The sequence below is a fragment of the Clavibacter capsici genome (genome assembly GCF_001280205.1).
GTDB classification, from domain to species: domain Bacteria; phylum Actinomycetota; class Actinomycetes; order Actinomycetales; family Microbacteriaceae; genus Clavibacter; species Clavibacter capsici.
This window is the reverse complement of the sequence record NZ_CP012573.1, coordinates 532,683-551,703: the sequence shown is the minus strand read 5'-3', so window position 1 is coordinate 551,703 and position 19,021 is coordinate 532,683. Positions and strand designations below refer to the sequence as shown.

The window sequence follows — 19,021 nt, the reverse complement described above, 5'->3', positions numbered from 1 at the left end:
GACGGGTCGCGACCGGCACGGCAGCCGACCGGCGCCCGCCCGATACCGTGGTCGGATGATCTCCACCCTCCCGCCCACCGCCGAGCTGCACCTCCACGTCGAGGGGACCCTCGAACCGGAGCTGGTCTTCGAGCTGGCCGAGCGCAACGGCGTCGAGCTGCCGTACGCGGGCATCGAGGACCTCCGCTCGCGCTACGCCTTCACCGACCTGCAGTCGTTCCTCGACCTCTACTACGCGTGCACCGCGGTGCTCCGCACCCGCCGCGACTTCCACGACCTCGCGGCCGCGTACCTCGAGCGGGCCGCGGCGGACGGGATCCGGCACGTGGAGATGTCGTTCGACCCGCAGGCGCACACGACCCGGGGCGTCGCCGTCGACGACGTGCTCGACGGGCTGCTCGACGCCCTCCGCGACGCGCGCGTCCGCCACGGCATCTCGGGCGGCCTGATCCTCTCCTTCCTCCGCGACCGCCCGGTGGAGGAGGCGATGGCGACCCTCGAGTCGGTCGCGCACCGCACCCACGACCTGCTCGCGGTCGGGCTCGACTCCGCCGAGGTCGGCTACCCGCCGTCGCTGTTCGTCGACGTGTTCGCGCGGGCCCGGGAGCTGGGTCTGCACGCCGTCGCGCACGCGGGCGAGGAGGGCCCGCCCGCGTACGTGTGGGAGGCGCTCGACCTGCTGCACGTCGAGCGGGTGGATCACGGCGTGCGCTGCCTCGAGGATCCCGCGCTCGTCGACCGGCTCGTCGCCGACCGGATCCCGCTCACCGTCTGCCCGCTCTCGAACGTGCGCCTCGGTGTGAACGAGACCCTCGACGAGCACGCGCTGCCCGAGCTGCTCGCCCGCGGGGTCCTCGCGATGGTGAACAGCGACGACCCGGCCTACTTCGGCGGCTACCTCGGCGAGAACCTCCGGCAGCTGCGCCAGGCGCACGCGTTCGACGACGACCAGGTCGCGCTCCTCGCCCGCAACTCGTTCGAGGCGTCGTTCCTCCCCGACGAGCGGCGGGCCGAGCTGCTGGCCGCGGTCGACGCCTGGCGGGCGTCGGCGCTCTGATCCGGCGGTCGACGCGGTCGTTCCGGCTCCCGGTGCCGCCCCGGCGCGACGGCAGGGCGCGTCCCCGTGGTTGCATCGACGGATGACGTCACAGGATCCCCCGCCCAGCCGCTCCCTGACGATCACGATCGGGGACGAGGAGCTCGTCATCCGCCACAAGTACGAGGTCGCGAGCATCGTCAACGACATCATGGTCGCGGCGTGGTTCGTCGCCGGCAGCGTCCTCTTCTTCTCCGAGTCCACCACCACGGCGGGCACGTGGCTGTTCCTCGTCGGCAGCATCCAGCTGATGATCCGCCCGCTCATCCGCCTGGGTCGCCGGGTGCACCTCACCCGCATCGGATCCGGAGCGCCGGGCGACACGGGACGCGACTTCTGAGGATCCGGCCGCGCGCTACCGCTCAGCCGACGACGGCCGCGACCGCCTCGACCTCCACGAGCTGGTCGTCGTAGCCGGGCACGGTGACGCCGAGCAGCGTGCTCCGCGCGGGCACGGGTCTCCCGTCTGGGGTGCGAGCGGATCCGCGCGGCGCCACCACCCGCCCCGTGCGGCGGCCGGATGCCCGCGCAGCGCCCGCCGCATGCCCGCCCGGCGCCGCCCGCTGTCCGCTCCGCGCCCGCGCGGCCGAATCCGCAGCCCGGCTCCCTAGCATCGGCGCGTGCCCGACTACGTCCGCTTCCAGAGCGCCGTCCCCAACCGCCGCGGGACGTTCCCCGGGGTCTTCGCCCTCGCCGACGGGCTGCGCCTCAGCGGCATGCTCTCGGACGAGGAGGGCGAGTGGATGGACGCGGCGAACGCGCGCGCGTCCGAGTCCTACGCGGATCCGCGCTCGGTCGACCCCGAGTGCTACGACCGGGTCCTGAATCCCGGCGCGCGCGCCTGGTTCCTCGCCAGCGCCACGGACCTCCTCGCGTTCACGGCCGACTACCTCGCCCTGCTCGACCGGCACGACGTCCCGTGGCAGGAGCTCCGCACGCGGACGCCCGGGCGCATCGTCTACGCCGACGACGTGCAGGTCATCGCGACCCCGCACACGATCGACGACTGGCCGTTCCGCTAGCGCGTCGCTCAGACGGGTCCGGATCCGCGCGCCTCGCGCGCCGCCCGCGCCCGCCCGAGGATCCCCTGGATCACCGCGGACTTCGCCTCCGCGTAGGCGTCCATCGTCTCCCACCGCCGCGTCATCAGCTCCCGCTTCGTGCGCTCGTAGAGGCCCCGGTCGGCCGCATCGGAGCGCAGCCGGTCGCGGAGCAGCAGGTACGCCTCCACCGCGGGATCGCCCTCCTCGTACACGTGCACGTGGACGTCCCGCGCCGGCGTGCGCACGAGGCGGTGCCCGGGCTCGCGGACCCGCAGCGCGTAGCCCGCGGCGACGAGGCGCTCGACGTGGTCCTCCTCCGCCGTGACGTCGGCCACGACGACCACCACGTCGACGATGGGCTTCGCGGCGAGGCCCGGCACGGACGTGGAGCCGATGTGCTCCACGGCGAGCGCCGCGTCGCCCACGGCCTCGAGGATCCGCCGCCGGTGCGCGAGGTACGCCTCCGCCCAGCCGGGGTCGTGCTCCTGCAGCCCCATCGTGAGCGGCGGCTGCCCGCCCACCACCTCCACGGTCGTCACGTCGGGTCGGCGGCGGGCGCGGTCGTCCATCACCGGGACATCCTGGCAGGGGGACGCGCGTCGCGGCCCCGCTCCTCGGGATGCGACTCCCCCGAGCGCGGCGTGGACGGACGCGGAGCCCGGGCCGCGACGGCCGCGCCGACCGAGGCCAGCACCAGGCCCATCCCGAGAGCCTGCACCGGTGACAGCGTCTCGCCCGACCAGCCGAGCCCGATCACGACGGCGACGACCGGGCTGAGCGACCCCAGGAACGCGGGCACGCGGGCCGGGAGCCCGCGCACGCCGCGGAACCACAGGAGGTACGCGAGCGCGGTGCCGACGAGAGCGAGGTACGCGTACCCGGCGACGTTCACGAGCGTGAGAGGTGCGGCGGGCAGCGGCTCGCACGCCGCCGTGAGCGCCGCGAGGAGGATCCCGCCGGCGAGGAGCTGCCAGGACGTCGTCAGGAGGGGCGGGTGATCCCCACCCCACCGCTTCGCGAGCACCACGCCCACGGCCATGCAGACCGCCCCGGCGAGGGCGGCACCGACGCCGGTCGCATCGAGCCGTGCGTCGGCCCGCAGCACGATGAGCGCGACGCCCGCGAGGCCCGCGATCCCGGCGAGGACCACCCGGATCGGCGATCGCTCCCCGAGCACGCACGCGGCGAGCGCGGAGACGAGCAACGGCTGGATCCCCCCGATCACCGCCGCGACCCCGCCGGGCAGGCGATCAGCCGCGATGAAGAGGAACGCGAAGAACGCGCCGATGTTGAGCGCGCCGAGGACGGCGGAGCGCCACCACCAGGCGCCGTGCGGGAGCCGGCGACCGATCGCGAGCAGCACCAGACCGGCGGGCAGCGCGCGGAGCGTCGCGGTCAGCAGGGGATGCCCGGGCACCAGGAAGGCGGTGGAGGTGGCGTAGGTCGTGCCCCAGAGGACGGGCGCCACGGCGGTCAGGAGGACGAGTCGGACACGATGGCTAAGCACTGAGCCAATGTAGCTCATCGCTTAGCCAGTAGGATCGACGCATGGACCACGTCGACCGCATCCTCGAGCAGTGGCGCACCGAGCGCCCCGACCTGGACGCCTCGCCGATGGCCGTCATCGGGCGACTCGCGCGGGCCGCCGGGACCCTCGCCGCTGAGCTCGACCGCACCTTCGCGCGCCACGGGATCGACGCGTCGACCTTCGACGTGCTCGCGACCCTCCGGCGCCAGGGAGCACCCCACCGCCTGCCTCCGGCTGCGCTCGCTCAGGAGTCGATGATCACGACGAGCGCGGTCGCCCAGCGCCTCAACCGCCTCGAGGCGCTCGGCCTCGTCACCCGGCTCCCCCGCCCCGAGGACGGGCGCGGCAAGCTCGTCGAGCTCACCGCGGCGGGCCGGGAGCTCGTCGACCGCGTGCTCCCCGACCACCTCGCGACCGAGGAGGCGCTGCTCGCCCCGCTCGACGCCCGGGAACGCCGCATGCTCGCGGAGCTGCTCGGCCGGCTCGGCCCGGCGGGCGCCTAGCGACGGTGCCGCGCGTCAGTCGAACGCCACGTGCTGCGTGATCCACGCGTGCATCACGACCGCGGCCGCCGCCGACGCGTTGATGGAGCGGGTGGATCCGAACTGCGAGATCGCGACCGTCATGTCCGCGGCCGCGACCGCCTCGTCGCTGAGGCCCGGGCCCTCCTGGCCGAAGACCAGCACGCAGCGCTCCGGGAGGCACGTGGTCTCGAGCAGCACGGATCCGTCGACGTTGTCGATCGCGATGAGCGGCAGCCCCTCCCCGCGCGCCCACTCCACGAGGTCGGCGATGGTCGCGTGGTGCACGACGTGCTGGTACCGGTCGGTCACCATCGCGCCGCGCTTGTTCCAGCGGCGCCGGCCGACGATGTGCACGGTGTCGGCCGCGAACGCGTTGGCGCTCCGCACGATCGACCCGATGTTCATGTCGTGCTGCCAGTTCTCGATGGCCACGTGGAAGGGGTGCCGGTGCTGGTCGAGGTCGGCGACGATCGCGTCCATGCGCCAGTAGCGGTAGCGGTCGATGACGTTGCGGGTGTCGCCGCGCTCGAGGAGCTCGGGATCCAGGTGCGGCTCGTCGGGCCACGCGTCCGGGCCGCCGGGCCAGGGGCCGACGCCGTGCGTGGAGAGCTCGACGGTCGGCGTCGGCTCGACGTGGCCGGGCTCGCCGGGCGCCTCGGTCGGCGGCATCAGATGTAGATCGCCGGGTCGACGAAGAACGCGGGATCCACGTGCGCGTCGGGCCCGCGCCCCGCCCGCTTGCCGGTCTCCACGGCGGGGATGCCCGTGAGCACGGATCCCGCGGGCGCGTCCTTCACGACCACCGCGTTCGCTCCGATGACGCTGCCCGCGCCGATCGTGATGGGCCCGAGCAGCTTCGCCCCCGCGCCGATGGTGACGCCGTCGCCGACCGTCGGGTGCCGCTTGCCGTGCACGAGGCTCTTCCCGCCGAGCGTGACGCCGTGGTACATCAGCACGTCGTCGCCGACCTCCGCCGTCGCGCCGATGACGACGCCCATGCCGTGGTCGATGAACAGCCGCCGGCCGATGCGCGCCCCCGGGTGGATCTCCACCCCGGTCAGCGCCCGCCCGGCCTGCGCGAGCAGCCGCGCCGCCAAGCGCAGACGCCGACGCCAGAGCGCGTGCGACACCCGGTGCAGCCACACGGCGTGCAGGCCCGGGTAGCCGAGCACCATCTCCAGGTACCCGCGCGCGGCCGGATCGTGGGCGCGCGCTGTCCGGAGGTCCTCGACGACCCGGGCGACGATCCCCACGCCTAGTCGCGCAGGTCGTCGAACAGCACGGTCGAGAGGTACCGCTCGCCGTAGTCGCACACGATCGCGACGATGGTCTTGCCCGCGCTCTCGGGCCGCTTCGCGATCTCGAGCGCGGCCCACACGATGGATCCCGACGAGATGCCGCAGAGGATGCCCTCGTCGGTCGCGAGCGCGCGCGAGACGCGGATGGAGTCCTCGAGGGACACGTCGACGACCTCGTCGTAGACCTCCGTGTCGAGGATCTCGGGCACGAAGTTGGCGCCGATGCCCTGGATCTTGTGCGGCCCGGGCTTGCCGCCGGTGAGGATGGGCGAGTCGAGCGGCTCGACCGCGACGATCTGCACCCCGGGCTTCCGCTCCTTGAGCACCTGGCCGACGCCCGTGATGGTGCCGCCCGTGCCGACGCCCGCGATGAACACGTCGACGGCGCCGTCGGTGTCCGCCCAGACCTCCTCGGCCGTGGTCTCGCGGTGCTTCTGCGGGTTGGCCGCGTTCGCGAACTGCTTCGCCCAGATGGCGTTCGGCGTCTCGTCCACGATCTGCTTGGCCCGGTCGACCGCGCCGCGCATGCCCTCGGGGCCGGGGGTCAGCACGATCTCCGCGCCGTACGCGCGCAGCACCAGCCGGCGCTCGACGCTCATGGTCTCGGGCATCGTGAGGACGACCTTGTACCCGCGCGCCGCGCCGACCATGGCGAGCGCGATGCCGGTGTTGCCGCTCGTGCCCTCGACGATCGTCCCGCCGGGCTTCAGCTGCCCCGACGCCTCGGCCGCGTCGATGATCGCGACGCCGATGCGGTCCTTCACGCTCGACGCGGGGTTGTGCGACTCGAGCTTCACGAGCACGGTCGCGTCGAGCCCCTCCGTGAGCCGGTTGAGGCGCACGAGCGGCGTGCCGCCGACCAGCTGGGTGATGTCGTCGTAGACGCGACCTGCCATGGGTTCCACCTTCGTCGTGATCCTGATCGGTGCGGGGCCCTGCCTGCCGCACCTGACTCGTCTTCGAGCCTATGCGAGCGCAACCGCGCGCGTCGCGGCGGCATTCCTGCGCGGGCGTCGCGCGCCGTCGCGCACTCTGTGGAGGAGGCCCTCGTCGCCGGCGCCTCTCGGACGAGGATGCGCGCGACCACCCGCGGCGGCCGCACCCGACGCTCGGCCCCCGCGCCTTCGAAGGAGGAGCATGCCCATCCATCTCACCTCACGGCTTGCGTGACGTGCCCGATCCGGAAGAGCGGAACCGGGTGCGGCGGAACCCTCCCGACTGGACACCGCCCGGCATGTGGGCGCCGCTGTCGGGGCACCTCACGGTCGCGCTGTTCACGGCGCCGATCGTGGTCGTGGTGTCCCAGACCCTCATGCTCGTCCCCGCCTGGGGCCCGGGCTCGCTCGATCGGACGATCGGAGGCGTGACCCTCATGGCCCTGGTCTCCTCCGTCGTCGAGGTCGTGGTCGAGCGCCCCCTCGTCGTCCGCGGCCGCTCGACGTCCCCGGGGGGGATGGGCCTTCGCGGTGCTCCCGTGGCTCGCAGGGTCCGCAGCGTCCGCCATGACGGTCATCCCGTGGCTCGGCGTCCCGACCGGTGTCGTGCTCGCCTCCGTGATGGCCGGCGTCGAAGCGACCTTCGTCCTCTGGTCGCGCGCGTGGCGGCCCGGCGACACCGACGCCGAGTTCCACGAGAAGTGGGTCGCGCTGAAGGCGATGACGAAGGAGACCTTCGCGCCCGACGTCGCCGAGATCCGCCACCGTCTGGACGAGCGGGCGATGGACGGGTACCGCCGGAGGATCGCCGAGCGCGAGACGCAGCGGGCGCGGGACGAGGAGCGGGACCCGGACGAGGGGGACCGACCCGCGCGTGACACGTGACCGTCGGCGGCGGACGCGGCAGGCTGGACCCATGAGCGCGCGCATCGAGGTGGAGGGGCCCGGCGGGCCCGAGGTCATGACCCTGATGGACGGGCCGGTGCCGGATCCGGGGCCCGGCGAGGTGCGGATCCGCGTGCACGCCGCGGGCGTCAACTTCATCGACACGTACCGGCGGAGCGGCATCTACCCGATGGCGCACCCGTACGTGCCGGGATCCGAGGCCGCGGGCGTGATCGAGGCGCTCGGCGACGGGGTGACCGGCGTGCACGTGGGCGACCGCGTCGCGACCGCCGAGGCGTCGGGCACCTACGCGCAGCACGCGCTCGTCCGCGCGGAGACGCTGCTGCCCGTGCCCGACGGCGTCGCGATGGAGACCGCCGCCGCCCTCCCGCTCCAGGGCCTCACCGCGCACTACCTCGCGACGAGCTCGTACCCGGCCGGCCCCGGGGATCGCGCGCTCGTGCACGCGGGCGCCGGCGGGGTCGGGCTCCTGCTCACGCAGCTGCTCGTCGACCGCGGCGTCGAGGTCATCACCACCGTCTCCACCGAGGAGAAGGCCGCCCTCTCGCGCGCGGCGGGCGCGACCCACGTGCTCGGCTACGACGACGTGCCCGTGCGGGTCCGCGAGCTGACGGGCGGTCGCGGCGTCGACGTGGTCTACGACGGCGTGGGGCGCGACACGTTCGACGGGTCGCTCGCCAGCTTGCGGATCCGCGGCACGCTCGTGCTCTTCGGCGGCGCGAGCGGGCAGGTGCCGCCGTTCGACCTGCAGCGGCTCAACTCCGGCGGCTCCCTCTCCGTCTCCCGCCCCACGCTCGCGCACTTCCTGCTCGACGCGGAGGAGCGGCGCTGGCGCGCGGGCGAGCTGTTCGCCGGGGTCCTCGACGGGTCCCTCGACGTGCGCGTCGGCGCGACCCACCCGCTGGCCGACGCGGCGCGCGCCCACGAGGACCTCGAGGCCAGGCGCACCACGGGCTCGATCGTCCTGATCCCCTGAGGGGAGAGCCGCGCGATCACTTGCCGTGGAGGAAACTGACATGTAGCTTTCCATCATGGAAAACGATCGAGCGCAGGACGCCGCAGCGGCCCTGGACGGCCTCCACGCCGACCGGCAGGCCCTGGCCTCCCGCATCCCCGAGCCGCGCTGGCACCTCGCGGGCTTCGGCGCCATCGCCCTCGTCTGGGTGGCGGAGACCGCCACCCTCTCCCCGGGAGCGGACTACGAGCCGCCGACCACGTCGTGGGTCGCCGTCGCCGCGGCCGTGATCCTGCTCGTCCTCCTCCGGCGCACCACGGGCATCCGGTTCCGCCGGATCGGGGCTCGGGCCGCGCTGCTCGCCGCGGCCGCGCTCGTCGCCTGCCTCGTGCTGTTCTCCGTCTCGCTCGGGCTCGTCGCGCAGGGGCTCGGCTGGGGTGTGGCGATCACGGCCGTCGCGGCGTCCCTCCTCGTCACGCGGCTGTCGACGCTCGCGTTCCGCGCGGCGGTGCGGGAGATCGCCCGGCGTGGCTGAGGCGGCCTTCGACGAGCTGATCCACGCGCCCGTCCGCCTGCGCATCTGCGGGATCCTCCGCCGCGTCGACCAGATCGACTTCACCGTGCTGCGCGACACCCTCGGCGTCGCGGACGCGAGCCTCTCCAAGCACCTCCGGACGCTCGCGGACAGCGGCTACGTGTCCTCGCGCAAGGCGTCGTCCGCGGGCCGGAGCGACCGGCGGCAGCTGACCTGGCTGGCGCTCACCCCGGCGGGACGGCGCGCGTTCGACGGGCACGTGGCGGCGCTGACGGAGATCGCGGGCGAGCAGGCCGGCGCCGGACCCGCCTGACCCGTCCGCACGGGCGCGCGGGAGAGCGCCTACCCTCGTCCCATGCCCGCATCCGGTACCCCGCTGAAGCGCATCGGCTTCCTCACCATCGGCACCTTCGACCCGGCGGATCCCGCGGCCGGCCACGAGACCACGCTCCGCGTCATCGAGCGCGGCGAGCAGCTCGGCTTCGACAGCGCGTGGCTCCGGCACCGCCACCTCCAGCACGGGATCTCCTCCCCCGTCGCCGTGATGGCCGCCGCCTCGCAGCGCACCAGCCGCATCCACCTCGGCACGGCCGTCACGCCCATCGGCGCCGAGAACCCGTTCCGCCTCGCCGAGGACCTCGCGACGGTGGACCTCCTCACGGGAGGCCGCCTGCAGCCCGGCTTCAGCGCGGGCACGCCGATGTCGTTCGACCGGTACCGCGACGCCATCTACCCCGACACGCTCGAGCAGGAGGAGCTGGGCTACGACCGGCTGCTGCGCTTCCGCGACCACGTGCGCGGCGACGCCGTGGACGACCGGGCCGGACGCGAGGGCCAGGAGGAGTTCGCGTCCACCGTGCAGCCGCACGCGACGGGCCTCGTCGACCGGCTCTGGTACGGCGCGGGCGGCGTCCGCTCCGCCGTGTGGGCGGCGGAGATCGGCTTCCACCTGCTGGCGTCGAGCGTGACCGAGGGCATGCTCGGGAACGACTTCGCGACCAACCAGCGCGCGCAGATCGACGCCTACCGGGCCGCCCACCCGCGCGGCGCCGAGGCGCGGGTGTCGCAGGGCCTCGTCGTGATCCCCACCGACCGCGCGACGCCCGAGCAGGTCGCCCGCTACGAGGCGTACGCCGCGTCCCGCGCCCACCGCGTCGGCGTGCCGATCGGTCCGCGGAGGATGCTCTTCGCCGCCGACCTCGTGGGCACCTCCGAGGAGATCGCCGCGACCCTGCACGCCGATGCGGGCTACCAGGCGGTCGACGAGGTCGCCTTCGCCCTGCCGTTCACGTTCGGCGAGGCCGACCTCGAGCAGATCCTCACCGACGTCGCGGAGCGCCTCGGCCCGGCGCTCGGCTGGTCGCCCGCGACGGCCTGACCCGGCGCGCAGGCGCACCGCCTACCCTCGTGCCATGCCCGCACCCGGATCCCCGCTGACGCGCCTCGGCTTCCTCACCACCGGCCCCCTCCACCCGGCGGATCCCGCGCCCGGCCTCGAGGAGGCGCTGCGCCTCGTGGAGCTCGGCGACGCGCTCGGGCTCGACACCGCGTGGCTCCGGCCCGACCACCTCCGGCCCGCGATCTCCTCCCCCGTCGCGCTGCTCGCCGCGGCGTCGCAGCGCACCCGCCGCATCGCGCTCGGCACGGCGTCGATCGGCATCCGCGCGGAGAACCCGCTCCGCCTCGCCGAGGACCTCGCCACCGTCGACCTCCTCTCCGGCGGGCGCCTGCGCCCGGGCCTCTCGGTCGGCAACCCGGGGCGCATGGCGGCCCTCGACCGGGCGATCCATCCCGTGACGGCCGCGCACGAGGAGCCGGGCCGCGAGCGCCTGCTCCGCTTCCGCGACCTGCTGCGCGGCGGCGCGGTGCCCCGCGTCGAGGAGCACGACGACGACGAGCCCCTCGCCTCCACCGTGCAGCCCGCGTCCCCCGGGCTCGCCGACCGGCTCGGCTACGGCGCCGCGACGATCCGCACCGCCACGTGGGCGGGCGGGCACGGCTTCCGCCTGCTCGCCTCCGGCGTCACGGAGCGCGGCGCGGGCGGGGGCGACGGCTTCGGCGAGGACCAGCGCGCGCTGATCGACGCCTACCGGGACGCCCACCCGGATCCGGCCGCCGCGCACGTGACCCTCGCGCTGGTCGTCGTGCCCACCGACGGCGCGACGGCCGAGCAGGTCGCCCGCTACCGGGCCGACGCGGAGGCGCGCGCCGAGCGGTCCGCCCGGGCGGAGGGTCGTCCGGGCGGCGCGAGCATGGTCCGCGCCGGCGACCTCGTGGGGCCGGCCGACGAGCTCGCCGCCGCCCTCCGCGCCGACCGCGCGGTGCAGGCCGCCGACGAGCTCGCGATCGTGCTGCCCGACGACCTGCGCCCGGATGACGCGACGCAGGTCCTCACCGACGTCGCCCGCCGCCTCGGTCCCGCGCTCGGCTGGTCGCCCGCGGCCTGACCCGGCCCGCGCACGACGACGCCCCTCCCGCGCGATGCGGGAGGGGCGTCGTCGTGATCCGGCGAGGGACGAGGGATCAGTGCATGCTCACGGCCTCGCTCGACGCGCCCTCGCGGAAGCGCTCGAGGGGCACGCGCACCATCGACCAGGAGATGATCGAGGCGCAGGCCACGCCGATCGCCGCCGCCAGGAACACCACGTGGTAGCCGTCGACCTGCTGCTGGAGCGGGTTCTGGACGCCGTCCGTGACGGACGCGGTGACAGCCGACGCGAACAGCGCGGTGAAGACCGCCGTGCCGATGGATCCGCCGATCTGCTGCGTGCCCGTGAGCGCCGCGCCCGCGACGCCCGCGTCCCTCGGCTCGATGCCGGAGAGCGCGACGTTCTGCATGGGCACGAACACGCACGCGAGCCCGATGCCGAGCAGGATCTGGCCGGGCAGCACCTGCACGACGTACGCGCCGTCGACCGTCACGCGGCTGAACCAGAGGAGGCCGGCGGCGGCGATCAGCGGACCGACGGTCATGAGGATCCGCGGGCCGACCCGCGGCAGGAGCCGCGCGACCTGCGGCGCCGTGAGCATGATCGTCGCGGCCATCGGCAGCGACGCGAGGCCCGAGATCAGCGGCGACATGCCGAGCACGATCTGGAAGTGCAGGGTGAGGTAGAGCAGCCCGCCGAGGAGCGCCGCGCCCACCATCACGGAGGTGAGGTACGCGCCGCCGCGGGTGCGGTCGGCGACCACGCGGAGCGGCAGCAGCGGGTTGCGCGCCCGCGACTCCCACCAGACGAAGGCCACCATGATCCCCGCGCCGAGCGCGAGGAAGCCGATCGTGTCGGGCTCCCCCCAGCCGTTCTCCGCGCGGGAGAAGCCGTAGACGATCGACGCGAGGCCGACCGTGACGAGCAGGGCGCCGGGCACGTCGTAGCTGCGGTCGCCGTCGGCGCGGCTCTCCTTCACGAGCGGGATGCCCGCGATGACCGCCACGACCGCGATCGGCACGTTGACGAGGAGGCACCAGTGCCAGCTGAGGTACTCGGTGAGCACGCCGCCGAGCAGCAGGCCGACGGCCGCGCCGGATCCGGCGATGGTGCCGTAGACCGCGAACGCCTTGACGCGGTCGGGGCCGGACGGGAACGTCACGGACAGCAGCGCGAGGGCGGCGGGCGCGAGGAGCGCCGCGAAGACGCCCTGGAGGCCGCGGGCCAGCAGCAGCATCTCGCCGGTGACGGCGACGCCGCCGAGCGCGGACGCCGCGGCGAACCCGACCATGCCGAGGAGGAAGGAGCGCTTGCGGCCCCAGTAGTCGGCGATGCGGCCGCCGAGCAGCAGCAGCGAGCCGAAGGCGAGCGCGTAGACGGTGACGACCCAGGTGCGGTCGGCGTCGCTCATGCCGAGGTCGCGCTGGGCGGCGGGCAGGGCGATGTTCACGATGGTGCCGTCGAGCACGACCATCAGCTGGGCGAGGGCGACGACGGCGAGGAGGATCCACTTGCTGCGGGCGGACGGCGCGGCGGGGCCGGCGGGCGCGCTGGCGCTCGCGCCGGCGGGCGCGGCGGGGGACGTCGAGGGCGGTGCGTTCTCGGGGGTGCGTGCGTGGGAGATCTGGTGCTCCTGGAGGATCGTGCGGCGCCCGGGCGGGCGAGGACGGTCCAATCTAGGTCCGACCCGGGCGAAGAGTCAAACGAACCGGTTCGTTTGACATACGCTGTTCACATGGCAGCGACGACGGGGTCCGCCCGCACCACCGACGAGAGGCCGGACGACGTCCGGCACCGCATCCTCCTGGCCGCGCGCGAGGAGTTCGCCGCCCATGGCCTGGCGGGCGCGCGGGTGGACCGCATCGCCCGCTCGGGACGCGCGAGCAAGGAGCGGCTCTACGCGCACTTCACCGACAAGGAGTCGCTCTTCCACGCGGTGCTGAAGCTCAACGGCGTCGAGTTCTTCTCCGCCGTGACGCTGGATCCCGCCGACCTCCCCGGCTTCGTCGGCCAGCTCTTCGACCACGCGTACGAGCATCCCGAGCACCGGCGCATGCTCGCGTGGGCCCGGCTCGACGGCGTGCAGCTCGACGTGCCGCACAGCGACACGTCGCCGTCGGCCAAGGTGCAGGCCATCCGCCGCGGGCAGGAGGAGGGGCACATCGACCCGTCGTGGGATCCGCAGCGCCTCCTCACGATGCTGTTCGCGCTCGCGCAGTCCTGGGTGCAGTCGCCCTACCCCGCGATGCACGCGGACACGCCCCGGGCGCGCGCCGCCGACCGGGCTGCCGTCGTGGAGGCGGCGCGGCGGATCACGGCGCCGCCCGCGCGCTGATCGCGCCTGGCCGTCGCGTGCCGGCATCCTGCGGATTCCCCGGACGAGGAAGACGGATGCCGCCCGCCGCCCGTAGCGTGAACCCATGTCCGACACCCTGACCCGCGAGTACGAGGCGGGCTCCAGCCACTCGCATCCGCTGCGGCGGTTCCTGCGGCGCTGCCGGGCCTGGATCGAGCTGCACCCGAAGGCGCGCTGGCTCTACCGGATCCTCGTGGGGCTCCTCGGCGTCTCCATCGTCCTCGTCGGCATCGTCCTCATCCCGCTGCCCGGCCCCGGCTGGCTCATCGTCTTCCTCGGGATCGCCGTGCTCGGCACCGAGTTCCCCGCCGCCCACCGCGTGAACGTCTTCCTCAAGCGCCAGCTGCACCGCTTCTGGGACGCCTGGCGCCGCTGGCGCGCCTCCCGCGCCGAGCGCCGCGCGGCCCGCACCACCCGCTGACCCGCCACCCCGTCATCTCCCCCTTCCGGTCGATCCGGGGGTCCGGCCCGGCTCCGTAGGGTCGGGGCATGCCCACCCGCACCGCGCACCTCCTCCGCGTCCGCTCCGCCGGCGACTCGAGCGGCGACACCGGCGGCGGCCGCCCGACCCGCCGCGTCCGCGTCCGCGTCGTCGGCCGCGAGGCCGCGCTCGTCCTGCTCAGCCTCGTCATCGGCACGCTCGCGTTCGGCGCGACGCTCACGCTCGTCGACGAGACGGGCGCCACCGGCGCCCACGTCGAGCTCGTGCTCCTGCTCGACGCCGGCGCGGGGCTCCTCGGCATCGCGCTCCTCCCGCTGCGCCGCCACGCGCCCGTCGCGATCGCGGTGCTCCTCGGCGTCGTCGGGGCGGTGTCGACCCTCGGGCTCCCGGCCGCGGCGATCGCCCTGGTGTCGCTCGCGACCCGCCGTCGCCCGAAGGAGATCGCCCTCGCGACGGCGGTCTGGATCGCGGCGGTCGCCGCGTGGGAGGGCGCCGGCCTCTCGCCCCTCTCCGTGACCCCGGAGGAGCTGCCGCTCACGGGCGCCGCGCTCCTCGTGGTGCTCGGCCTCCTGATCGTCGTGGGTCTCTACGTGGGCGGCCGCCGCGAGCTGCTGGCGTCGCTCCGGGAGCGCGCCCGGCTCACGGAGGAGGAGCAGGCGCTCCGCTCCGAGCAGGCGGCGGACCACGAGCGCACGCGGATCGCCCGCGAGATGCACGACGTCCTGGCGCACCGGCTGTCCCTCGTCGCCCTGCACGCGGGCGCGCTGGAGTACCGCGACGACCTCGACCCGGGCGAGGTGCGCGCGACCGCGGGCGTCGTGCGCGACAACGCCCGCACCGCGCTCACCGAGCTGCGCGAGGTCCTGGGCGTGCTGCGGGATCCGTCGGGCTCGCCCGCCGTCGCTCCCCCGCAGCCGACGCTCGCCGACCTCCCGGCGCTCCTCGACGAGGCGCGCGCCCTCGGCGTGGAGGTGCACGCGCACGTCCACCCCGACACCCGCGACGACCTGCCGCGGCTGTCCGCGACGACCTCGCGCCACGCGTACCGCGTCATCCAGGAGTGCCTGACCAACGCCCGCCGGCACGCGCCGGGCGCGCCGGTCGAGGTGTCGCTGGGCGGCCGCGCCGGCGGATCCCTGCGCATCGTCGTCCAGAACCCCCTGCCCGAGGATCCCGCCGCGGACCCCGCGACGACGCCCGGCCACGGCATCGCCGGGATCGCCGAGCGCGCCCGCGCCGTGGACGGCAGCCTCGACGTCGCGCGGCGCGACGGCCAGCACGTGGTCGAGGCGGTGCTGCCGTGGACGGCGTGACCGACGGACTCGAGGGCGTCGTACCCGCGGACGGCCCGTCGATCCGCGTCGTCGTCGTGGACGACGACCCCCTCGTCCGCGCGGGCCTCGCGATGCTGCTGGGCGGCGGGCACGGGCTCGAGGTGGTCGGCGAGGCCGCCGACGGGCTCGCCGCCGGCGCCGTGATCGCGCGGACCGCCCCCGACGTCGTGCTGATGGACATCCGCATGCCGGTCTGCGACGGGATCACCGCCACGGCCCGCGAGGTCGCCCGGCGCCCGGACCTGGCGGTGATCGTGCTCACGACCTTCGACGCCGACGAGCTCGTGCTCGGGGCGCTCCGCGCGGGGGCCCGAGGGTTCCTGCTCAAGGACACGCCGCCCGTCGACCTCGTCCTGGCGGTGCGGCAGGTCGCGGCGGGCAGGTCGATCCTGTCCCCCACGGTGCTCGACACCGTGATCGGCGTCGCGGCCCAGCGCGACCGCGCCGACCGCACGGTCGAGCGGGCGCGCTTCGCGACGCTGACGGAACGCGAGCAGGAGGTGGCCCTGGCGATCGCGCGCGGGTGGTCGAACGCGCGCATCGCGGCCGAGATGTTCCTCGGCGTCGCCACCGTGAAGACGCACGTGGGGCACGTGCTCGACAAGCTCGGCGTCGACGGGCGCGTCCAGGTCGCCGTGCTCGTGCACGAGGCCGGGCTCGCCCCGTCGGGGTGAGCCCGGCCTCGGGCGGTGCCGGCCGGAGCCGGTCAGGCACGGCGGATCAGCTCGCGAGCGCCGGGTAGTCGGTGTAGCCCTCGGCGCCGGGGCCGTAGAACGTGGCTGGGTTCGGCTCGTTCGTGCCCGCGCCGGACTCCCAGCGCTCGACGAGGTCGGGGTTGGCGATGACCATGCGGCCGACGGCCACGACGTCGGCCGTACCCTCGTCGACCAGCTGGATCGCCTCGTCGTACTCGGTCTGGACGCCGAAGCCGCTGTTGATCATGAGCGGACCGCCGAACGTCTTCCGGAGGCCCTGCACGAGCTCGCCCGCGGGCTCCGCGTGGAGGATGCTCACGTAGGCCATGCCGAGCGGCGCGATGCCGGACAGCAGCGCCTCGTAGGTGGCGCGCGTCTCCTCGGGGTCCTCCTCGAGCACGTCCTGGATGTTGTGCGACGGCGAGATCCGGATGCCGACGCGGTCGGCGCCGATCTCGCGGGAGACCGCGTGCGCCACGTCGATGCCGAGCTTCGCGCGGTTCGCGGGCGATCCGCCGTAGGCGTCGGTGCGCACGTTGGAGACGGGCGACAGGAACTCGTGCAGCAGGTAGCCGTTGGCGGAGTGGATCTCGACGCCGTCGAACCCGGCGTCGACGGCGTTGCGCGCCGCGACCGTGAGCTCGTCCACGATGAGCGGGACCTCGTCGGTCTCCGGCTCGCTCGGCACGGGGTACGGCTTCTTGCCGGTGGGCACGTGCACCTCGCCCTGGATCGCGATGGCGCTCGGCGCGAGCAGCGGCAGGCCGCCCGTGATGTCCTCGTGGGAGACGCGGCCGCCGTGCATGAGCTGCATGACCATGCGTCCGCCCGCGGCGTGCACCGAGTCGGTGACCCGGCGCCAGCCGGCGATCTGCTCGTCCGTCACGATGCCGGGCTGTCCCGGGTACGCCTTGCTGCGCTCGCTCGTGAACACGCCCTCGGTGACGATGAGGCCGGTGGACGCGCGCTGGGTGTAGTGCTCGACGATGAGGTCGCCGGGGACGCCGTGCTCGTCCGCGCGCATGCGCGTCAGGGGCGCCATGGCGACGCGGTTGGGGAGCTCGAGGGCGCCCAGGGTGACGGGGGAGAAGAGCTTCACGTGGTGGATCCTTCGTCTCGCGGGTGGCCCGGCGCGCGCCTCGACGGATCACGTCGAGCGGGGCGTCGGGGACCAGCGGTCCGGGCGGACCGCCCTCGCACGAACCGGGACCCGCAGGGCGCCATTCCTCCGCGGGCGCTTCTCCCAGGCGCTCGTCAGGCTGCCCGCCCGCCGGGCGCGCCGCGTCGAGCGCGCCGCGTCAGTAGGAGGCGGGCGTCTCCGTCCGGCGCGCGAGCACCACGTCGTCGGCGGCCAGGTCGTGCCAGCCGCGCAGCAGGTGGCGGGAGTCCCAGCCGACGGACGCGTACGGCAGCCAGATCGTGAAGAGCGAGCCGAGCGCGAACGCGTTCTGCACGACGCCGCGGAGGAGCGCGCGCCCGAAGCCGAGCATGCCGGGCTCCGAGAAGCGCTGCACGCGGATCCCGACCATGGCCTTGCCGGGCGTCGAGCCCTTCCAGCCGAGCCACCACGTCGCGATGAGCAGGTACGCGACCAAGCTGATGAGGAACCCGATCATGGCGCCGCCGAAGTAGGTGTCCATCATGTCGTCGGCGGCCTCGCCGATCAGCTGCATGTCGTTGATCCGCTGCTGCGCGATCCCCTGCAGAGGGACGATGAAGGCCCCCGCGGAGAGGCCGCCGACGAGCCCGAACACGACCTGGTCGAGGATCCGCCCGGCCGCGCGACGGCCGACGCCCGCGAGCCGCCAGGCCGGGTCGATGTGCTCGGGCAGCGGGCGGAGGGCGTGCGGCACGAGGACCATGCCGTAGCCGGGCGGCGGGACCGCGCCCGGGTGCATCGGCGCGTAGGGGCCGGCGGGGTGCGGATCGCCGGGCTGGGCCGCGACCGGGAAGGAGCCGGCCGGGTACGCGGATGCCGGCGCGTACGCCGACCCGCCCTGCGGGTCCGCCGGGCCCCGCACCTCCGGCGGCTGCTCCGCGTCCGGCCGTCCGTCGTGGTCGTCCGTGTCGCTCATCGCGTCTCCCGTGGTCGCTGCGCCCCGCGGCGCGCATCCAGCGTATCCAGCAGCTGGGGAGACGGGGACGCGGAGAGGGCCCGGCACCCTCGCGGATGCCGGGCCCTCCCGGTGGTGCTGGTGACGCTGGCGTCAGCGCTGGATCTCGCCGCGGGACACGGCCTCCGCGTACTTGCGGAGGTCCGGGCCGGGCTCGAAGTCGATGAAGCGGTCCTTCAGCTGCTCGAACAGGCGCTGGTACACGGTCTCCCAGTCCTGGCCCTCGAGCTCCTCGGCCGCGGTGAGCACGGCCTCCTGGAGCACGCGGTCGCTGTCCGTGAGGATCTTGTCGCGCGCCTCCTGGTTCCAGACGATCTCGGAGGTGTCCACGATCAGGCCTTCACGTCCCCGCGCCAGGCGCCGTCCTCGGTGCCGCGCTTCTCGATGAACTCCTTGAAGTTCTTGAGGTCGGCCTTGATGACGTGGTCGTCCACGCCGATCGCGGCGCCGACCTTCTCGACGAGGCCCGTGGCCTCCCAGTCCAGCTGGACGGTGACGCGGGTCTCGGTGTCGCTGAGCTTGTGGAACGTGACGACGCCGGCGTGGTCCTCGTCGCCGCCCGTGGAGTTCCAGGCGACGCGCTCGTCGGGGTGCTGCTCGGTGATGTTCGCCTCGAACGTGCGCTCGACGCCGCCGATCTTGACCTTCCACTCGGTGAGCGTGTCGGTGACCTGCGTGATCGACTCCACGTAGCTGAGGAAGTTCGGGAACGACTCGAACTGGGTCCACTGGTTGTAGGCGGTGCTGACGGGGACGTTGACGTCGACGGTCTCGATTACTCGGGGCATTGCTTCTCCTCGTTCGGATTCGGTGCGTGGGGTCGGGTCGTCG

The 19,021-nt window shown here is 74.4% G+C and carries 24 protein-coding genes; 14 read left to right on the top strand and 10 right to left on the bottom strand.

What is annotated here, in order from left to right; genetic code table 11:
* Positions 1-55: 55 nt before the first annotated feature.
* The 3 genes from AES38_RS02810 to AES38_RS02800 all read left to right on the top strand — a co-directional run bounded on the left by AES38_RS02810 (position 56) and on the right by AES38_RS02800 (position 2,118).
* Positions 56-1,057 carry an adenosine deaminase gene (locus tag AES38_RS02810; RefSeq protein ID WP_053773689.1) on the top strand — a complete coding sequence of 334 codons (1,002 nt, stop codon included), beginning with the start codon at positions 56-58 and terminating at the stop codon, positions 1,055-1,057.
* An 82-nt stretch (positions 1,058-1,139) separates the two neighbouring features.
* A complete protein-coding gene (locus AES38_RS02805; protein ID WP_053773688.1) occupies positions 1,140-1,436 on the top strand; it encodes a YrhK family protein in 297 nt (98 codons plus the stop codon).
* Positions 1,437-1,716: 280 nt separating this feature from the next.
* The gene (locus tag AES38_RS02800) at positions 1,717-2,118 is read left to right on the top strand and encodes a hypothetical protein (protein WP_053773687.1); all 402 of its coding nucleotides are present in this window, start codon (positions 1,717-1,719) and stop codon (positions 2,116-2,118) included.
* A gap of 8 nt (positions 2,119-2,126) precedes the next feature.
* On the opposite strand, the gene AES38_RS02795 is transcribed toward AES38_RS02800, so the two are convergent.
* The gene (locus tag AES38_RS02795) at positions 2,127-2,708 is read right to left on the bottom strand and encodes a GrpB family protein (protein ID WP_053773686.1); all 582 of its coding nucleotides are present in this window, start codon (positions 2,706-2,708) and stop codon (positions 2,127-2,129) included.
* Positions 2,708-3,646: an EamA family transporter gene (locus AES38_RS02790; RefSeq protein ID WP_072174603.1), complete on the bottom strand. Its 939-nt coding sequence runs from the start codon at positions 3,644-3,646 to the stop codon at positions 2,708-2,710. The genes AES38_RS02795 and AES38_RS02790 overlap by 1 nt, the downstream gene beginning before the upstream one ends.
* 41 nt (positions 3,647-3,687) lie before the next feature.
* Here AES38_RS02790 and AES38_RS02785 point away from each other — a divergent pair, with 41 nt between their 5' ends.
* Positions 3,688-4,170: a MarR family winged helix-turn-helix transcriptional regulator gene (locus AES38_RS02785; RefSeq protein WP_053773685.1), complete on the top strand. Its 483-nt coding sequence runs from the start codon at positions 3,688-3,690 to the stop codon at positions 4,168-4,170.
* A gap of 15 nt (positions 4,171-4,185) precedes the next feature.
* On the opposite strand, the gene AES38_RS02780 is transcribed toward AES38_RS02785, so the two are convergent.
* The 3 genes from AES38_RS02780 to cysK are packed head-to-tail and all read right to left on the bottom strand — an operon-like array spanning position 4,186 to position 6,385.
* Positions 4,186-4,860 (bottom strand): TrmH family RNA methyltransferase, encoded by a 675-nt coding sequence (locus AES38_RS02780; RefSeq protein ID WP_053773684.1) that lies wholly within the window; start codon positions 4,858-4,860, stop codon positions 4,186-4,188.
* On the bottom strand, positions 4,860-5,444 hold the full coding sequence (epsC, locus tag AES38_RS02775; RefSeq protein WP_053773683.1) for a serine O-acetyltransferase EpsC: 585 nt from the start codon (positions 5,442-5,444) through the stop codon (positions 4,860-4,862). Before epsC ends, AES38_RS02780 begins: the two co-directional genes overlap by 1 nt.
* A 2-nt stretch (positions 5,445-5,446) precedes the next feature.
* Positions 5,447-6,385 (bottom strand): cysteine synthase A, encoded by a 939-nt coding sequence (gene cysK / locus AES38_RS02770; protein WP_053773682.1) that lies wholly within the window; start codon positions 6,383-6,385, stop codon positions 5,447-5,449.
* Between the two features lie 606 nt (positions 6,386-6,991).
* Here cysK and AES38_RS16155 point away from each other — a divergent pair.
* The 6 genes from AES38_RS16155 to AES38_RS02740 are packed head-to-tail and all read left to right on the top strand — an operon-like array spanning position 6,992 to position 11,267.
* Positions 6,992-7,309, top strand: coding sequence for a hypothetical protein (locus AES38_RS16155; RefSeq protein WP_244629218.1), 318 nt, complete (start codon positions 6,992-6,994; stop codon positions 7,307-7,309).
* Between the two features lie 31 nt (positions 7,310-7,340).
* Positions 7,341-8,306: a quinone oxidoreductase family protein gene (locus tag AES38_RS02760; RefSeq protein WP_053773681.1), complete on the top strand. Its 966-nt coding sequence runs from the start codon at positions 7,341-7,343 to the stop codon at positions 8,304-8,306.
* Positions 8,307-8,361: 55 nt separating this feature from the next.
* Positions 8,362-8,820 (top strand): hypothetical protein, encoded by a 459-nt coding sequence (locus AES38_RS02755; RefSeq protein ID WP_053773680.1) that lies wholly within the window; start codon positions 8,362-8,364, stop codon positions 8,818-8,820.
* On the top strand, positions 8,813-9,133 hold the full coding sequence (locus AES38_RS02750; protein WP_053773679.1) for a transcriptional regulator: 321 nt from the start codon (positions 8,813-8,815) through the stop codon (positions 9,131-9,133). Before AES38_RS02755 ends, AES38_RS02750 begins: the two co-directional genes overlap by 8 nt.
* A 42-nt stretch (positions 9,134-9,175) precedes the next feature.
* Entirely contained in the window at positions 9,176-10,198 is a 1,023-nt protein-coding gene (locus AES38_RS02745; protein ID WP_053773678.1) for an LLM class flavin-dependent oxidoreductase, read from the top strand.
* Positions 10,199-10,232: 34 nt separating this feature from the next.
* Positions 10,233-11,267: an LLM class flavin-dependent oxidoreductase gene (locus tag AES38_RS02740; RefSeq protein WP_053773677.1), complete on the top strand. Its 1,035-nt coding sequence runs from the start codon at positions 10,233-10,235 to the stop codon at positions 11,265-11,267.
* Positions 11,268-11,343: 76 nt separating this feature from the next.
* Here AES38_RS02740 and AES38_RS02735 read toward each other — a convergent pair whose 3' ends face one another.
* On the bottom strand, positions 11,344-12,924 hold the full coding sequence (locus AES38_RS02735) for an MFS transporter (protein ID WP_053773676.1): 1,581 nt from the start codon (positions 12,922-12,924) through the stop codon (positions 11,344-11,346).
* Between the two features lie 60 nt (positions 12,925-12,984).
* Between AES38_RS02735 and AES38_RS02730 the strand changes: the two genes are divergently transcribed.
* The 4 genes from AES38_RS02730 to AES38_RS02715 all read left to right on the top strand — a co-directional run bounded on the left by AES38_RS02730 (position 12,985) and on the right by AES38_RS02715 (position 16,055).
* The gene (locus AES38_RS02730; protein ID WP_053773675.1) at positions 12,985-13,584 is read left to right on the top strand and encodes a TetR/AcrR family transcriptional regulator; all 600 of its coding nucleotides are present in this window, start codon (positions 12,985-12,987) and stop codon (positions 13,582-13,584) included.
* 85 nt (positions 13,585-13,669) lie between these two features.
* A complete protein-coding gene (locus AES38_RS02725) occupies positions 13,670-14,026 on the top strand; it encodes a TIGR02611 family protein (protein ID WP_053773674.1) in 357 nt (118 codons plus the stop codon).
* Positions 14,027-14,094: 68 nt separating this feature from the next.
* Positions 14,095-15,360, top strand: coding sequence for a sensor histidine kinase (locus AES38_RS02720; RefSeq protein ID WP_072174602.1), 1,266 nt, complete (start codon positions 14,095-14,097; stop codon positions 15,358-15,360).
* Positions 15,348-16,055, top strand: coding sequence for a response regulator (locus tag AES38_RS02715; protein WP_210768431.1), 708 nt, complete (start codon positions 15,348-15,350; stop codon positions 16,053-16,055). Before AES38_RS02720 ends, AES38_RS02715 begins: the two co-directional genes overlap by 13 nt.
* 46 nt (positions 16,056-16,101) lie before the next feature.
* On the opposite strand, the gene AES38_RS02710 is transcribed toward AES38_RS02715, so the two are convergent.
* The 4 genes from AES38_RS02710 to AES38_RS02695 form a co-directional block, all read right to left on the bottom strand.
* Positions 16,102-17,175, bottom strand: coding sequence for an alkene reductase (locus AES38_RS02710; RefSeq protein ID WP_053773673.1), 1,074 nt, complete (start codon positions 17,173-17,175; stop codon positions 16,102-16,104).
* 199 nt (positions 17,176-17,374) lie between these two features.
* Positions 17,375-18,151: an RDD family protein gene (locus AES38_RS02705; RefSeq protein WP_053773672.1), complete on the bottom strand. Its 777-nt coding sequence runs from the start codon at positions 18,149-18,151 to the stop codon at positions 17,375-17,377.
* 132 nt (positions 18,152-18,283) lie between these two features.
* Entirely contained in the window at positions 18,284-18,520 is a 237-nt protein-coding gene (locus AES38_RS02700; protein WP_053773671.1) for a hypothetical protein, read from the bottom strand.
* A gap of 2 nt (positions 18,521-18,522) precedes the next feature.
* Complete coding sequence (locus AES38_RS02695) at positions 18,523-18,978, bottom strand: SRPBCC family protein (protein WP_053773670.1); 456 nt, start codon at positions 18,976-18,978, stop codon at positions 18,523-18,525.
* Positions 18,979-19,021: the final 43 nt, after the last annotated feature.

What these genes read in the sequence shown, in the direction of transcription:
- AES38_RS02810 (WP_053773689.1), top strand. Translation starts at nt 56, where the DNA reads ATGATCTCCACCCTCCCGCCCACCGCCGAGCTGCACCTCCACGTCGAG.
- AES38_RS02805 (WP_053773688.1), top strand. Translation starts at nt 1,140, where the DNA reads ATGACGTCACAGGATCCCCCGCCCAGCCGCTCCCTGACGATCACGATC.
- AES38_RS02795 (WP_053773686.1), bottom strand. Translation starts at nt 2,708, where the DNA reads ATGGACGACCGCGCCCGCCGCCGACCCGACGTGACGACCGTGGAGGTG.
- AES38_RS02785 (WP_053773685.1), top strand. Translation starts at nt 3,688, where the DNA reads ATGGACCACGTCGACCGCATCCTCGAGCAGTGGCGCACCGAGCGCCCC.
- AES38_RS02780 (WP_053773684.1), bottom strand. Translation starts at nt 4,860, where the DNA reads ATGCCGCCGACCGAGGCGCCCGGCGAGCCCGGCCACGTCGAGCCGACG.
- cysK (WP_053773682.1), bottom strand. Translation starts at nt 6,385, where the DNA reads ATGGCAGGTCGCGTCTACGACGACATCACCCAGCTGGTCGGCGGCACG.
- AES38_RS16155 (WP_244629218.1), top strand. Translation starts at nt 6,992, where the DNA reads ATGACGGTCATCCCGTGGCTCGGCGTCCCGACCGGTGTCGTGCTCGCC.
- AES38_RS02760 (WP_053773681.1), top strand. Translation starts at nt 7,341, where the DNA reads ATGAGCGCGCGCATCGAGGTGGAGGGGCCCGGCGGGCCCGAGGTCATG.
- AES38_RS02755 (WP_053773680.1), top strand. Translation starts at nt 8,362, where the DNA reads ATGGAAAACGATCGAGCGCAGGACGCCGCAGCGGCCCTGGACGGCCTC.
- AES38_RS02745 (WP_053773678.1), top strand. Translation starts at nt 9,176, where the DNA reads ATGCCCGCATCCGGTACCCCGCTGAAGCGCATCGGCTTCCTCACCATC.
- AES38_RS02740 (WP_053773677.1), top strand. Translation starts at nt 10,233, where the DNA reads ATGCCCGCACCCGGATCCCCGCTGACGCGCCTCGGCTTCCTCACCACC.
- AES38_RS02730 (WP_053773675.1), top strand. Translation starts at nt 12,985, where the DNA reads ATGGCAGCGACGACGGGGTCCGCCCGCACCACCGACGAGAGGCCGGAC.
- AES38_RS02725 (WP_053773674.1), top strand. Translation starts at nt 13,670, where the DNA reads ATGTCCGACACCCTGACCCGCGAGTACGAGGCGGGCTCCAGCCACTCG.
- AES38_RS02720 (WP_072174602.1), top strand. Translation starts at nt 14,095, where the DNA reads ATGCCCACCCGCACCGCGCACCTCCTCCGCGTCCGCTCCGCCGGCGAC.
- AES38_RS02705 (WP_053773672.1), bottom strand. Translation starts at nt 18,151, where the DNA reads ATGAGCGACACGGACGACCACGACGGACGGCCGGACGCGGAGCAGCCG.
- AES38_RS02695 (WP_053773670.1), bottom strand. Translation starts at nt 18,978, where the DNA reads ATGCCCCGAGTAATCGAGACCGTCGACGTCAACGTCCCCGTCAGCACC.